15 protein-coding genes are annotated in these 15,020 nt (G+C 58.5%); 5 read left to right on the top strand and 10 right to left on the bottom strand.

Going from position 1 to position 15,020, the window contains the following annotated elements; translation table 11 throughout:
• Positions 1-53: 53 nt before the first annotated feature.
• Genes KYE_RS02505 through cmoB form a run of 5 tightly spaced genes read left to right on the top strand, consistent with a single transcriptional unit; the run spans position 54 to position 3,670 of the window.
• Complete coding sequence (locus KYE_RS02505; RefSeq protein ID WP_039881815.1) at positions 54-476, top strand: hypothetical protein; 423 nt, start codon at positions 54-56, stop codon at positions 474-476.
• Positions 477-486: 10 nt separating this feature from the next.
• The gene (locus KYE_RS02500) at positions 487-1,503 is read left to right on the top strand and encodes a serine/threonine protein kinase (RefSeq protein ID WP_008170076.1); all 1,017 of its coding nucleotides are present in this window, start codon (positions 487-489) and stop codon (positions 1,501-1,503) included.
• A gap of 34 nt (positions 1,504-1,537) precedes the next feature.
• On the top strand, positions 1,538-1,906 hold the full coding sequence (locus KYE_RS02495) for a hypothetical protein (protein ID WP_008170074.1): 369 nt from the start codon (positions 1,538-1,540) through the stop codon (positions 1,904-1,906).
• Positions 1,899-2,675 carry a carboxy-S-adenosyl-L-methionine synthase CmoA gene (cmoA, locus tag KYE_RS02490; protein WP_008170072.1) on the top strand — a complete coding sequence of 259 codons (777 nt, stop codon included), beginning with the start codon at positions 1,899-1,901 and terminating at the stop codon, positions 2,673-2,675. Before KYE_RS02495 ends, cmoA begins: the two co-directional genes overlap by 8 nt.
• 2 nt (positions 2,676-2,677) lie before the next feature.
• Positions 2,678-3,670: a tRNA 5-methoxyuridine(34)/uridine 5-oxyacetic acid(34) synthase CmoB gene (cmoB, locus tag KYE_RS02485; RefSeq protein ID WP_193364066.1), complete on the top strand. Its 993-nt coding sequence runs from the start codon at positions 2,678-2,680 to the stop codon at positions 3,668-3,670.
• Positions 3,671-3,724: 54 nt separating this feature from the next.
• Here the strand turns inward: cmoB and KYE_RS02480 are convergent, their stop codons facing one another.
• The 10 genes from KYE_RS02480 to tsaE form a co-directional block, all read right to left on the bottom strand.
• The gene (locus tag KYE_RS02480; RefSeq protein WP_008170068.1) at positions 3,725-5,020 is read right to left on the bottom strand and encodes an adenylosuccinate synthase; all 1,296 of its coding nucleotides are present in this window, start codon (positions 5,018-5,020) and stop codon (positions 3,725-3,727) included.
• A gap of 83 nt (positions 5,021-5,103) precedes the next feature.
• On the bottom strand, positions 5,104-6,285 hold the full coding sequence (locus tag KYE_RS02475) for an ATP phosphoribosyltransferase regulatory subunit (protein WP_008170066.1): 1,182 nt from the start codon (positions 6,283-6,285) through the stop codon (positions 5,104-5,106).
• Positions 6,286-6,459: 174 nt separating this feature from the next.
• Positions 6,460-7,335 (bottom strand): protease modulator HflC, encoded by an 876-nt coding sequence (gene hflC, locus KYE_RS02470; RefSeq protein ID WP_008170064.1) that lies wholly within the window; start codon positions 7,333-7,335, stop codon positions 6,460-6,462.
• Positions 7,336-7,337: 2 nt separating this feature from the next.
• On the bottom strand, positions 7,338-8,525 hold the full coding sequence (hflK, locus tag KYE_RS02465) for an FtsH protease activity modulator HflK (protein WP_008170062.1): 1,188 nt from the start codon (positions 8,523-8,525) through the stop codon (positions 7,338-7,340).
• Between the two features lie 83 nt (positions 8,526-8,608).
• A complete protein-coding gene (hflX, locus tag KYE_RS02460; protein ID WP_008170060.1) occupies positions 8,609-9,907 on the bottom strand; it encodes a ribosome rescue GTPase HflX in 1,299 nt (432 codons plus the stop codon).
• Between the two features lie 117 nt (positions 9,908-10,024).
• Positions 10,025-10,276 (bottom strand): RNA chaperone Hfq, encoded by a 252-nt coding sequence (gene hfq / locus KYE_RS02455; protein ID WP_008170056.1) that lies wholly within the window; start codon positions 10,274-10,276, stop codon positions 10,025-10,027.
• Positions 10,277-10,309: 33 nt separating this feature from the next.
• A complete protein-coding gene (miaA, locus tag KYE_RS02450; protein WP_081467497.1) occupies positions 10,310-11,314 on the bottom strand; it encodes a tRNA (adenosine(37)-N6)-dimethylallyltransferase MiaA in 1,005 nt (334 codons plus the stop codon).
• Positions 11,315-11,342: 28 nt separating this feature from the next.
• On the bottom strand, positions 11,343-13,253 hold the full coding sequence (mutL, locus tag KYE_RS02445; RefSeq protein ID WP_008170053.1) for a DNA mismatch repair endonuclease MutL: 1,911 nt from the start codon (positions 13,251-13,253) through the stop codon (positions 11,343-11,345).
• A 20-nt stretch (positions 13,254-13,273) separates the two neighbouring features.
• Positions 13,274-14,578 (bottom strand): N-acetylmuramoyl-L-alanine amidase, encoded by a 1,305-nt coding sequence (locus tag KYE_RS02440; protein WP_413540216.1) that lies wholly within the window; start codon positions 14,576-14,578, stop codon positions 13,274-13,276.
• Positions 14,579-14,670: 92 nt separating this feature from the next.
• Positions 14,671-15,020: tRNA (adenosine(37)-N6)-threonylcarbamoyltransferase complex ATPase subunit type 1 TsaE (tsaE, locus tag KYE_RS02435; protein ID WP_008170049.1), on the bottom strand; the 350-nt coding region annotated here is incomplete at its 5' end.

The raw sequence follows: 15,020 nt of genomic DNA, 5'->3' as shown, positions 1-15,020 counted from the left end.
CCCATACCGGTTATACTTGGCTCCGGAAAGTAGTGCATGGAGCCCGGCTTATGATGTCTGACAGGAAGCAGTTTGTTCTGGTAATGGTGGTGGCGGCCCTCTTTGTCGGGTGGCTAGGCTGGCGGGGCTTTGAAGTAATCAGCCTGAACGAGCGGCTGAAAGCGGATGAGGTGGTTGCCAGCTACCCCTACAAGCACCGGGTACTGAGGGTGGAGGGCGACACGGCCATTATGAGCTCACTGCGGTCCCACACCACGTCCACCCACAAGGCGCTGAGTGCGGTATTTCCGAGTATGCGCAATCTTGGGGACAGTCATCGCGACTGGCAGCGGGCAGAACGCGAGCTTGCACAGGTTCAGGCCCGTGCCGGAGACGTTATTCTTGGGGCTTCTGGCATCAGCCGTATCCGCTGGGAGCTGGACGAAAACTGGTACCATCTGCAAACCATGAAATCCAAATACGACACAAGGCTCTGAAACGCCCTTTATGACCCATGACCCCTCACTTGCGGCATCCACCCACCCCTACGATTCCCTGACGCCGGATATCATTCTGGATGCGATGGAAGAGGCAGGGTTTGCGGTAAGTGGCCGACTGTTCGCGTTGAACAGCTATGAAAACCGGGTCTATCAGGTAGGCCTGGATGAAGGCGCCCCGGTAATTACCAAGTTCTATCGGCCGGGCCGATGGAGCGAAGCGGAAATCCGCGAGGAACATACATTCACCCTGGAGCTCCTGGAAGCCGACATTCCGGTTGTAGCACCTATGAAGCTGGCGACCGGGGACACGCTCGGGCGCCATGGTGAGTTCCTGTTTGCGGTATTTCCGCAGCGTGGCGGGCAAGCACCAGACACCAGTGTTACCGATACCCTTTACCGGCTGGGGCAATGGCTGGGTCAGATCCACAATATTGGCGCCAAAAAACCGTTTGCCCATCGCTCGGGCATGGATTTGCTGGATGGCATCGAAGCCAGCAATCGGCTTTTGTTACGGGGAGACTGGATTCCCACGGATCTGAGGCCAGCCTGGGACAGCCTGATTCCTGACCTGCAAAGACTCTGTGCCGCTCGGGTTGACGAAGCCGGTCCGGTGGAAACCCTGCGACTTCATGGCGACTGCCATGCCGGCAATATTCTCTGCCGGGACGAACAGATGCTGTTCGTGGATCTCGACGATTGCCGCACCGGACCCGCGATCCAGGATATGTGGTTGCTGCTGAACGGAGACGACTTCGAGCGCGGCGCCCAGCTGGGAGAGTTGCTGGAGGGCTATGAAATGTTCCGTGATTTCAATCGCCGCGAGCGCCACCTGATTGAGCCGCTGCGCTGCTACCGGCAGATTGCCCATTGCGCGTGGCTGGCAAAGCGCTGGGACGACCCTGCATTTCCGCGCTTCTTTCCCTGGTTTGCCCAGCCACGGTTCTGGTCAGACCAGATTCTGTCGCTCCGGGAGCAGTTATCAGCCTTGCAGTCACCGGCCATCACGGTGCCGGGACAATACTGACCAACACTTTTAATTCGTTTGATTTGAGGTATGCATGAGCCAGAATGAGGCCCGTTACACCGTCCGTAGCCTGATCGTAACCGCTGTGGTTGCGGCTATTGGCACCGTTCTTGTATTGGAGATGAGCGGCAGGATCAACCACAGCGAGAACAAGGATCATATGCCTGTTGGCGATTTCCAGGCCATCCATGTAACCGAGGAGGATCCGTTTCGCATGTCGCCCAAAGCCTCGGAACTGCACGCCGTTTGCGAAAATGGTTACCTGGCAATTGCCGCCGATGTGGATCCCTCGTTCCGGGGAATCCTGGTGGACTATAAAAATCGCGGCGTACGCTGCTCAAGGCCCTCCCCGACCGGGCCTGCCGTTCTGCCCGCTCCCGAGACTCCGGACACCAATGAATAAATCCCGCAAGCCGTCGGAGGCACCCGAGCAGACCACGGACCGGCTGTTTGCCACAGAGCGCCGGCCGGAGGACTTCCGATTCGACGCATCGGTGGCAAGGGTGTTTCCGGACATGATCCGGCGCTCGGTGCCGGGCTACACCACCGTCATTCCGATGATCGAGGTTATCTCGGAGCAATATGCCCAGCCCGCCACCAACTGCTATGACCTGGGCTGCTCACTCGGCGCTTCCACGCTGGCAATGCGCCATGGTATCGCCAATGCGGACTGCAACCTGATCGGAGTGGATAACTCGAGCGCCATGATCGAACGCTGCGAGCATTACATTGCACTGGACGACAGTGCGCTCCCCGTTACCCTCAGGTGCGAGGATATTCTGGACACCGAGCTGAGTAATGCCTCGGTGACCACTCTGAATTTCACCTTGCAGTTTGTCGATCCGGAGAAGCGGGCCGGCCTGCTTGCGCGCATTGCTGATGCCACGCGTCCTGGCGGTGTCCTGATCCTGTCGGAGAAAGTTCGCTTTGAATCTGACGACGAGCAAGCCATTCAGACCCGACTGCATCACGAATTCAAGCGCGCCAACGGCTATTCGGATCTTGAAATAAGCCAGAAACGCACGGCGATCGAACAGGTGCTGATTCCCGAAACACTGGCTGCGCACAAGGCGCGCCTGTTGTCGGCAGGTTTCGATGACGTGGTGGTGTGGTATCAGTGCTTCAACTTTGTTTCCATGCTCGCCATAAAGGCCAACCAAACCACCGAATGACCATGGCAGACTTTGACTGGAAAGCCCGGTTCGGGCCTATCATCGATGAACTTGAGAAAGACGGCCTGGAGCATTGGGCGACGCAACTCCAACAGCAACTGACCCACCGCTTTGAGGACCGCCCCCACGGCGATCTCGATCGCTGGCAAGCTGCCCTTGACCAGCTACCCGGTCTGACTCAGATAGACGCGCAACTGGACCAATCCGCGGTAACCCTGACCTCCAGGCAGCCCCTGACCGTGGCACAACGGGAGCAACTGGAACTCGGATTACGCGGCCTGATGCCCTGGCGCAAAGGCCCCTTCGACTTCTTCGGTACGTACATCGATACCGAATGGCGCTCTGACTGGAAATGGGACCGCGTGTCGCCTTACCTTTCAGACCTTTCCGGTCGTCGCATACTGGATGTGGGTTGTGGCTCCGGGTATCACTGCTGGCGCATGCTGGGCGAAGGCGCGGGTCGGGTGATCGGCATCGACCCGGGGTTGCTGTTCCTGTTCCAGTTCTTCAGCGTCAAGGACTACCTCGGTGATGTCCCGATAGACCTGCTGCCCGTTCGGATGGAAGACCTCCCCGCCGACCTTGAAACCTTCGACACCACCTTTTCCATGGGGGTTCTCTATCATCGGCGCTCACCGCTCGATCATCTGCTTGAACTGAAGGGGACGCTTCGCAGGGGCGGGGAACTGGTGCTGGAAACACTTGTCGTTGAAGGCCCTGAGGGCTTCAGCCTGATGCCCGAGGATCGCTATGGGCAGATGCGGAACGTCTGGTTCCTCCCGTCCTGCGACACACTGCTGCGCTGGCTGGACCGCACCGGCTTCCGGAATGCCCGGGTGGTCGATGTCACCCCTACGACCACAGACGAACAGCGAAGCACCGACTGGATGCGTTTCAACTCCCTCCAGGATTTTCTGGATCCGAACGACCCCTCAAAAACCGTGGAAGGATACCCGGGGCCGTTGCGTGCTACCGTGATTGCCGAGAAGCCCTGAACACAAAAAAACCGCCGTGCCTTTTAAGCAGGGCGGTTTTTTTAACGTTGGCGATTACTCGCCGAACGGGTGACGCAATGTAATCGTCTCGATACGATCCGGACCAGTAGATATCACATCGATCGGCGCTTCGATCTGCTCTTCCAGGAAACGGATGTAGGCCTTGGCGTTCTCCGGCAACTGATCAACGCTGGTCAGGCCAACGGTGCTTTCGCTCCAGCCGGGCAGTTCCTCATAAACCGGCTCGATGTCCTTGTAGCTGTCGCAGCCGATGGGCGGCCGGAAAATCTCGCCGTTAGGCGTCTTGTAGCCTACGCAAACCTTCACGGTTTCCAGTCCGTCCAGCACGTCCAGCTTGGTCAGACAGATACCGGACACACTGTTGATCTGGATGGCGTGGCGCAGAGCCACCGCATCGAACCAGCCACAACGGCGGGCGCGCCCGGTTGTAGTGCCGACTTCGTTGCCCTTCACCGCCAGGTGGTTGCCCATATCGTCGAACAGTTCGGTCGGGAACGGTCCGGAGCCTACACGGGTGGTATACGCCTTGGTGATTCCCAGCACATAGTCGAGGAACAGCGGGCCGAAGCCGGAACCGGTGGCCGTGCCGCCAGCGGTGGTGTTGGAAGAAGTCACATACGGATAGGTGCCAAGATCGATATCCAGGAGCGAGCCCTGGGCACCCTCGAACAGGATATTCTCTCCACGCTTACGGAAATCATGCAGCATGTCAGTCACGTCTGCCGCCATGGGCAAAATTTCCTCGCCCATCTGCTTCAGCTCTTCCAGTGCGGCATCAATGTCCTCAGCCTCTTCCTTGAAGTACTCGGTCAGGATGAAGTTGTGGTATGACATGATCTCCCGGAGCTTCATTTCGAAGTCGGCGGGATTGCACAGATCGCCCAGGCGCAGGCCACGACGGGAAACCTTGTCTTCATAGGCCGGGCCAATACCGCGACCGGTTGTGCCGATCTTGTCGACACCACGAGCCCTTTCACGGGCCTGATCAATTCGAACATGAGTACGCAGAATGATCGGGCACGCCAGACTGATGCGGAGGCGATCGCGAACCGCCACGTCATTGGCTTCCAGCTCGCGCACTTCTTTCAGCAGAGCCTCGGGCGACAGGACAACACCGTTGCCGATGAGGCAATAGACGTGTTGCCGCAGAATGCCGGAAGGAATCAGGTGAAGCGCTGTTTTCTTGCCGTCAATTACAAGGGTATGACCGGCATTGTGCCCGCCCTGGAAGCGGACAACCGCTGCAACCTTGTCGGTCAGCAGGTCAACAATCTTACCCTTGCCTTCATCACCCCACTGGGTGCCCAGCACAACAACATTTTTACCCATGATTCTCTCTCAATGCGGCTGCCCCGCAGGACAGGCGTTTCGCAAGTTTACCTGTAAATGAATTCACCGAGGCCCCGGGGGCATCAGCCCAGCTTCTGCACAACCCATTGGCCACTCTGTTTGACCAGCTCACGGTCACAGCCTCTGGCGGCAGGGTTAACGCCCTCGTCTTCGGGAAGTGCACGAACAACGGTTTCCGTCATTCTCAGACCGGAGATCACGCCTTCCAGGGCGGGGTCGTCATCCGCCGGCGCCCAGACAGCGCCGGCACTGCGAGTCACGCGCTCGCCAAGAGAGACGAGCGAGCGAATATCAAGACTGAACCCCGTTGCCGGGCGGGCGCGGCCAAAGTCACTTCCAATCGCATCATAACGGCCACCCTTGGCCACGGAATCGCCGTGGCCCGGCACGTAGGCTGCAAACACCAGGCCCGTGTGGTAGTTGTAGCCACGAAGCTCACAGAAATCGAATCCGAAGCTGATATCCGGGTAATCCCTTCCCAGCATTTCAGACACACGCCCAAGCTGGTCGAGTGCCGCGTCCAGGCTGTCAGAGGCACCCTGCAGGATCCGACGGGCCTCGTTCAAGGCTTCCGGGCCACCACTGACCCGGGCAAGCTCACGCAAACGAGCACCCGCAGAGCCTGGAGGGCATTGACCCAACAGTTGATCAAGCTCCGGCACCGATTTGCGGGCCATGGCGTCAAAAATGGCGCTCTCCGTATCCCGATCAAAATCCGCCTCGCCGATCAGACTCTCATAGATGGCAACATGAGCCAGATCCAGATGGATACGGGGCAAGCCGGCAACCCTGAGGGTTTCCAGCATCAGGCTGATCACTTCCATATCCGCTGCTTCGGAGCCACTGCCAAACAGTTCGCAGCCGGCCTGAATCGGTGTTCGACCTGTCAGCATGTGCCTTGGGCGGGTGTGGAGTACGTGCCCTGCATAGCAAAGACGGGTGATCCCTTCCTGGCCCAGGGTATGGGCATCAATGCGCGCCGCCTGAGGCGTCATATCGGCGCGAACACCCATCATCCGCCCGGTCAACTGATCGGTGAGCTTGAAGGTCTGAAGCTCCAGATCGTTTCCGGTTCCGGTAAACAGGGATTCGAGATATTCAATGAGCGGTGGGATTACCAGCTGGTAGCCCCAGCGCTGGCAGGTATCCATTACATCCCGACGCAGGGATTCGATCCGTCCGGCCAGCGGGGGAAGAATATCCTCTACCCCGTCTGGCAGTAACCAGCGATCAGATACTGTCATGAGATTCCGTTGTCCGTTATATCCGCACCGGCACAGTCGGCTGGGGGATCACACAGGATTTAAGGCGGCACTCGGCAAAAGCCCTACACAAAACCGGCAGAATTTTACACGGTTGCCGGGCACAAAAAAACCGGAATACAGAGGTATTCCGGTTTTTGGTCTGAACGTGCAGGGTTAACGGGCACCCTGCGGATCGTTCAGGAACTTCATGAACGCGCTGTTGGAATCAATCACCATGATGTCATCCTTGCTCATGAAGGTATTGCGATAAGCCTGCAGGCTTCGGTAGAAGCTGTAGAATTCCGCGTCGGAGCCGTAGGCATCGGCGTAGATTCTGGCCGCTTGACCGTCACCTTCACCCCGGGTTTCTTCTGACTGAGCGAAGGCTTCCGCGAGAATAACGGTTCTCTGACGATCCGCATCGGCGCGAATACCTTCGGCCAACTCCCGACCCCGCGAACGGAATTCCTGAGCCAGTTTCTCACGCTCGGTCGCCATCCGACGGTAGACGTTTTCGCTCACCTGACCCGGGAATTCGATAGCCTTTACACGAATGTCGAGAACCTCGATACCGAATTCGTTCTGGGCAGTCTGGTTTACGCGATCCCGCAGCGTGTGCATCAGCTCATCCCGCTGGCCCGAGACCACTTCGACCATGGTCCGGATACCAAACTCGTCCCGCAGGCCGTTATCAACACGGGAGGACAACAGGGACTGAGCGCGGAACTCGTCACCGCCGGTCGCTCGATAGAACTGGTCCACATCACGGATCTTCCAGGCAATATACGAATCCACATCCAGCGGTTTCTTCTCCACGGTCAGATACTGCCGCGAGGGCAGATCCATGGTGAGAACCCGGATGTCGAATTCACGAACCTGGTCGATGACCGGAACCTTGAAATGGATACCGGCCTGGATATCGGTCTCTACCAGCTCACCGAACCGGAGCAGAACACCCCGATGGGTTTCCGGAATGATGTAAACACTGGACAGTACCAGCAGGACAACGATCAGGGCGCCTGCAAGGCCCACTACACCTTTAGGTCCCATAATTATCTGCTCCTCCGAACGGTAGTATCCTGCCTGCTTCGCAGTTCCTGAAGAACCTGATCAGTCAGGGTCTGGATGTCCACGTTGCCCTGGTTGTTGCCGGAGGATGATCCACCGGTACGGGGCAGCGAGCCCTGGGTCAGTCGATCAAGCGGCAGGTACATCATGTTGCCACTGCTCTCCGTATCAACCAGGATCTTGCTGCTGTTAGCAAGGACTTCTTCGACCGTCTGTAAGTACAAACGTTCGCGAGTGACTGTCGGAGACATCTGATAGACGGCCAGTAGCTCAAGGAAACGCGAGGTCTCACCACGGGCCCGCTCGATCACCTCTTCCTTGTAGGCGTTGGCTTCTTCGATCATGCGCTGGGCCTCACCACGAGCCTCCGGAACGATCCGGTTGCGGTAGGTTTCAGCTTCTTCCTTCACCCGCTGCTCGTCCTCACGGGCCCTCTGGACTTCACGGAAGGCATCCTGGACCGCTGGTGGTGGCTGGGTGCTTTCAACGTTAACCCGCACCAACTCCAGACCAGTGCCGTATTCCCGCAGGAACATCTGGAGCCTTTGCTCGACCCGCACGGCCAGTTCTGCACGACCTTCGGTCAGTACGTCGTCGAGTGTCGAGCTACCGACCTCGTGACGGATCGCACTATCCGTTGCAAAGGCCAGCGCCTGGTTGGAGTCACGCACATTCAGCACGTAGGCTTCTGCGTCGCCAACGCGGTACTGCACCTGGAGGTCAACCGTTACCAGGTTTTCGTCCTGGGTCAGCATCTGGCCACTGGACTCAGCGGTACGCACGTTAGTCACGCGGACCTTGGTGACGCTATCGATCAGTGGCACCTTGAATCTCAGGCCAGGATTCTCGGTCTGGTGGTATTCACCGAAACGGAGAACCACCGCCCGCTCCTGTTCGTCCACGGTATAGAAGGACTGGAAGATGACATAGCCGACCAATAGTATGGCTGCCAGTGCGAGAATCGCACCAAAACCACCGGCGCTGCCGCCGCTACTGCCACCGCTGCCGCCGGACTTGCCACCCTTGCCGCCCAGCATCTTGTTGAGCTTGTCGAGACCTTTTTTCAGCGCCTCATCGAGGTCTGGCGGCCCCTGATCATTGCCGCGTCGACCACCACCGGTACCCCAGGGGTCATTGTCGTTACGGTTTCCACCCGGTTCGTTCCAGGCCATAGTGCTCTCCGTTACTGACTTATAAATAGAATGACTGCAAATACTAGGGATTTATCTCCGCCCCGGCAATAGCCGCTGCGGTTTCAGGCGTGACCCACGTCCAGCCTGACTGACTTTTCATTCACACCGGCGCGGCTCAGCAGCTGATGCCAATCCCGGTTCTGCAGGCGCACCTCAACCACCGTGTCGCCGGTATCCCGGTATTCCTCGCTGATCACCGATCCTGCCTCATGCAAAAGTGCACGCAGTTTGCCATCCGCGGGACCCAGCAGGACAAAGTGGTGAACGACGTCTTCGGCCACACGCTCCACGATCGCATCGAACAAGCCGTCCAGGCCTTCGCCAGTAACCGCGGAAACCCACGCTCTCACCGGGATACCCTCTTCGTTGCGCTCAACCCGAGGCGTGAAATTTTCAAGCAGATCAATCTTGTTGAACACCTGCAGCATGGGAATGTCGTCCGCCCCGATCTCCGCAAGCACTTCCTCAACCTGCTCAATGTTCTCCTCGCGGCGCGGGTCATGGCTGTCGATGATGTGAAGCAGCAGCGTCGCCTGCGTTGTTTCCTCAAGCGTCGCCCGGAACGCCTCAACCAGCTTGTGCGGCAGATGCCGGATGAAGCCCACGGTGTCCGCCATTACGACCGGCCCGACATCCGGAAGTTCCAGCCGCCGCAACGTCGGATCCAGCGTGGCGAACAGCTGGTCTGCAGCATATACGGAGGAAGTGGTAATACGGTTGAATAAAGTGGATTTACCGGCGTTGGTATATCCAACCAGCGATACGGTGGGGATGTCAGCCCGCTGACGGGCCCTGCGGCCCTGGTTGCGCTGGCGACGAACCTTTTCCAGACGCTTGTGGATAGACTTGATGCGCTCCCGCAAGAGCCGGCGGTCGGTTTCCAGCTGGGTTTCACCAGGCCCGCGCAGCCCGATACCACCTTTCTGTCGCTCAAGGTGGGTCCAGCCCCGAACCAGTCGCGTGGACATATGCTCGAGCTGCGCCAACTCTACCTGAAGCTTACCTTCGTGAGTCCGTGCCCGCTGAGCGAAGATATCAAGAATCACACCGGTGCGGTCCAGCACACGGCACTTGAGCTCGTGCTCAATGTTGCGCTCCTGGCGTGGGCTCAGGGCATGGTTGAACAACACCACATCCGCTTCGTTCGCCGCTACTGCATCACGAATTTCTTCCAGCTTGCCCTCACCAACGAAAAATCTGGGGCTGGGCTGCTTGCGGGACCCGGTAACGGTTGAGACAGGCTCAACACCGGCAGAGGTGACCAGCTCCCGGAACTCACCGGGGTCTTCGGTACCATCGTGGGCAGTAAAATCGATGTGGACGAGGACCGCGCGCTCACCGACATCAGGACGTTCAAACAATTGGCATCAACTCCGGGTAAACACATGATGAGGGTCATAAAAACAAACACCCGCAGCCACAAGACCCCTTGTCGGGATCCTCTGGAACGCGGGTGGCAAGATCGGGAAACGGATGGATCAGTCTTCAGACTCGCCCTCTCCTCCCGGAGCCTGCTGCGGAATGCGGACATTTCGGGCAGGAACCACAGTGGAAATAGCGTGCTTGTAGACCATCTGGCTGACAGTATTTTTCAGCAAAATCACGAACTGGTCGAAAGACTCAATCTGGCCCTGAAGCTTGATACCGTTGACCAGAAAGATGGAAACCGGAATGCGTTCCTTGCGCAATGCATTGAGGTAAGGGTCTTGTAACGAATGCCCTTTTGACATGTGTTTTCTCCTGTTTTTAGTAAATGCAGATCGTCATTTGTCAAAATTAAATGTGGTGCGAAGTCGGATTTTTTTCAAGGCTACCTCAGCGATATGTTTGTCGCCGCTGTCCAGCCAGTCCACATCTGACCACTTGCGCAACCAGGTCAACTGCCGCTTCGCCAGTTGGCGTGTTGCTGCCACTCCCTTGCTGACAAATGTCTCGTAGTCGTCTTCCCCGGACAAATAGCTCCAGGCCTGGCGATATCCGACACAACGCATGGAAGGGAGATCAGGGTGCAGGTCGTCCCGGATCATCAGAGCCCGAACTTCATCAACGAACCCCGCCTCCAGCATTTTTAGAAACCGCAGGCGAATCCGCTCATGAAGCACCCGCCGCTCAGGCGGCGTCACGGCAAGTTGAATTACAGTATACGGAAGCAAAGATGTTTCGTCTGCCTGCCAGCGAGTGAAATAGGTGTAATCCTCAATGTCGCCGACCTGCGCCACTGCCGTCGTTTGCTCACAGCCACCCTGATCGGCTCGCCAGAACTCCGAAATCGGCTTGCCGGTAAGGCGCAATACCTCCAGGGCCCGCATCAGACGCTGCCGGTTGTTCGGATGGATCCGCTCGGCTGCCACCGGATCACTGGCCCGCAGCTCTTCATGCAAAGCCTCCCAACCCCGCTCCTCTGCCTCCTGCTCCAGCGCCCGTCGTACGTCGGGGCTGGCCGATGGCAGACCGGACATTCCATGCAGCAACGCTTTGAAATACATCATGGTGCCGCCGACTAGAAGCGGGATCCTGCCTGCGGCCGTTATTTCGGCCATGGCGGTCAGCGCGTCCCGACGGAAATCCGCAGCGGAGTATGTTTCCGCCGGATCGCAGATATCAATCAGCCTGTGGGGCGCCCGCGCGAGCTCTGCGGCCGTGGGTTTGGCCGTTCCGATATCCATACCCCGATAGATCATTGCGGAATCTACGCTGATGATGTCGCAAGGCAGGTGGTCGCAGAGCGCCATGGCCAGGTCTGTCTTTCCGGAAGCCGTGGGCCCCATCAGAAAGATGGCAGGAGGCAGTGACACCTCAGCGCCCCCGGAGAAACAGCTTGTCCAGCTCAGACATGGTCACCAGGGTCCATGTCGGCCGGCCATGGTTGCACTGGCCACTGCGCTCGGTCGCCTCCATGTCCCTGAGCAGCGAATTCATCTCCGGAATGGTCAACTGCCGGTTGGCACGCACTGAACCATGGCATGCCATGGTGCCGAGCAGCTCATGCGTCACCGCCTCGACACGATCACTCTGACCGTGCTCAATGAGATCCGCCAGAACGTCACGCACCAGCTGTTCTGTGTCAGCACCCCGCAGAAGCGCGGGCACCTGCCGCACAGCGAGGGTTTCCGGACCAATCCGCTCAATCTGGAGACCAAGCTTCTGCAGTTCTTCACCGTGACTCTCGGTCAGGGCGGCTTCTTTCTGGCTGACCGCCAGCGACAGCGGCACCAGCAACGGCTGGCTTTTAAGGTCCTGCTCGGCAAGCGCCCGCTTCATTCGCTCATAGGTAATGCGCTCGTGGGCCGCGTGCATGTCCACAACAATGAGCCCCGCACGACCCTGGGCAAGAATATAGATCCCGTGCAGCTGGGCGATGGCATATCCGAGCGGCGGCTCCTGGTCACTGTCTGCAGGCGGTGTTGGCATTGGTGTGGCGGCGCGATCGCTTACGGGCATAGCCTGCTGTCCGTCGCTTCCGCCACCGGCATTCAGGGACTGATAAAACGCCATCTGATCGCTGGCGCGCCACTCCTGTTGGGGCTGCGACTGTCCGCCAAAGCCGGCGCCTGAGCTGCCGGGGTAACCATAGCTGGATACCGATGGCTGGCCGTTCCAGCCCGCCTCTGCAGAGGCACCGGTGGACGGAACGGCTTCCTGACCCTGGGTGACTGCTTCGCGACCAAAGGACTGCGCCACCGCGCCGCGGAAATGATCGTCCGGCCGGACATCGGCCAGCGCCTTGTGCAGGGTTCTGAAGATGAAATCGTGAACCAGCCGACCATCCCGGAACCGGACCTCGTGCTTGGTCGGGTGGACGTTTACATCGACGGTGGCGGGGTCGACTTCCAGATACAATACAAACGCCGGGTGCCGGTTATTGTAGAGTACATCCCGATAGGCCTGGCGCACGGCATGAGCTACCAGGCGGTCACGAATAACGCGGCCGTTGACGAAAAAATACTGAAGATCGGCCTGGCTGCGCGAAAATGTGGGAAGAGCGACCCAACCCCAGAGGCGCAGCCCGGTGGCCTCCGCATCAATAACCACCGCGTTATCGATAAACTGCTGGCCGCACAGGGATCCAATCCGACGCTCGCGATCGAGGGCCGATTCCGCTGGCCTGAGGCTTTGAACGACACGCTGGTTATGGCGCAACGTGAAGCCAGCATCGAAACGGCTCAGCGCCTGGCGCCGCACACATTCTTCGACGTGATTGAATTCTGTCTTTTCAGTACGCAGGAATTTGCGGCGAGCCGGGGTGTTAAAAAACAGGTCGCGCACTTCAACGGTCGTTCCGACCGGATGCGCTGCAGGCGAAATTCTCGCGTCCATTTCCCGGCCCTCGACCTCGACCCGAGAGGCCGCTTCCTGCGACTCGGTCCTTGAGGTCAGGGTAAGACGAGAGACAGAGCTGATACTGGCAAGCGCTTCTCCCCGGAAACCCAGGGACGCCACGGCTTCCAGATCGTCCAGACTGGCAATCTTGCTGGTCGCATGGCGGCTTAGCGCCAGGGGAAGATCGTCTTCCTCAATACCACTGCCGTCATCCCGAACTCGAATCAGCTTGACGCCGCCCTGCTCCACCTCAACATCGACGCGGTTGGCGCCGGCATCCAGGGCATTTTCAACCAGTTCTTTGACGACAGACGCGGGGCGCTCAACCACCTCACCCGCGGCAATCTGGTTCGCGAGCCGCGGTGACAGCAATCGAATGGGGGGCATGTTACAGAAAAACCTCTTGATCAGGACGCGGGAATACGAATGGTTTGCCCTACCATAACACGGTCGTCCCGAAGGTCGTTAAACTGCATCAGCTCACTGACGGTCGTCTGATTTTTCCGGGCCACGCCGGATAGCGTGTCTCCACGCTGTATCCGATAGTGGCTGATGCTGTTTCCACCCTGGCGATTCTGTTTTTGCCACGCCAGCAGGGTTCCAGGCGGGGGCGTTTTCTGGAAGTAGTCATCTATGCCTTTCATGATGGCGCCGGCCAGCTTGTTGCGATACCACTCAGTGGCCAGGTTTTTCTCTTCCTGGGGATTCGATACGAAGCCTGCTTCCACGAGGATGGAGGGAATATCCGGTGATTTCAGAACCGCAAAAGCGGCCTGCTCAACGCCAGGCTTGTGCAACTTCGCCACGCCGCCCAATTTGCCCAGGACCGAACTGCCAACCCCCAGACTGGCGTTGATACTGGCCGTCATGGAGAGGTCCAGCAGAACACCGGCAAGCATGTCGTCACGGCCATCGAGGGACAGCCCGCCGGCACCACCGATCAGATCCGACCGGTTCTCACTATTGGCCAGCCAACGGGCGGTTTCACTGGTGGCGCCGCGTTGGGAAAGGGCGAAGACCGAGGCACCTTTGGGTTGTGGTGTACGGAAGGCGTCGGCATGGACCGAGACGAACAGGTCAGCGTTGTATTTCCTGGCCAGAATCGTGCGATTGCGAAGGCCAATGTAGTAGTCCCCGGTTCTGGTCAGCTTGGCGGTATAACCCGGCCGATCATTGATGAGGTTGGCCAGGGTTTTCGCCATTTTCAGAACCACATCCTTTTCACGGGTTCCCCGCGGACCAATAGCACCCGGATCTTCCCCGCCGTGCCCGGCATCAATGACCACAATAACGTCCCGCTTCCCTGATGAATCCTGGGTCACTGTGGGCGTTGTCGCCTTTTCCAGCCGGCTACCGCTTTCATCAATCAGGTCGACCACCAGTCTGTGGCCGTACTGCTGATTCGGCTCGAGCTGAAAACTCCGCGGTTTGATGTCAGCCTTGAGATCCAGAACGACGCGCAAATCGGTGCCGTTTCTGGGGGCACTGCGGATTCTCTTGATCGGACTGCCGGAAAGGTCCAGACCGGAAAAATCGGTCTTCAGGTTGGCATTCTTGAGATCGATCACCAGCCGCGCCGGGCCGCTCAGGGAGAAAATGTTGTGCTCCACCTGCCCGCCAGTGTCCAGAACCAGCCGGGTATGATCGGGCGCGGGCCAGATACGGGCACTCTCAACCTGTGTCGCCGCCGAACCGTGAAACGCCAATGTCATAAGCAATAGCGCAATCGGCCAGACCAGTTGTTTACTCAGCTTTGCACAATTCATAAAGCTTACCTGCCAGTTTATTCCCGGTTCCGGGCTCACTATGACGCCGGACCAATCAACTCCAGTTCGTTCAGCACCCCGGCGCCCAGCTCTGAGCGGGCCCTGAGGACTACAGAGCGCCCCTCTCCCCGGGTTTCGAGATGAACCTCCAGGTCCGGCTCGGGCAATATGCCCTTGCCTCTCTCGGGCCACTCGATCAGGCACAGGTTTTCGGCGGAAAAATAATCGCGGATGCCCATGTATTCCAGTTCTTCGGCGTCGCCCAGGCGATAAAGATCAAAATGGTATGTCGGTGGATTCAGAGTCTCGTAGGGCTCTACCAGGGTATAGGTCGGGCTCTTTACGGCCCCCTCATGACCCAATCCGCGCATGACGCCCCGACTGATGG

This window comes from Marinobacter manganoxydans MnI7-9 (assembly GCF_000235625.1).
Lineage (GTDB): Bacteria > Pseudomonadota > Gammaproteobacteria > Pseudomonadales > Oleiphilaceae > Marinobacter > Marinobacter manganoxydans.
The sequence above is the reverse complement of the archived record's forward strand: the minus strand, read 5'-3'. Positions and strand labels throughout refer to the sequence as shown.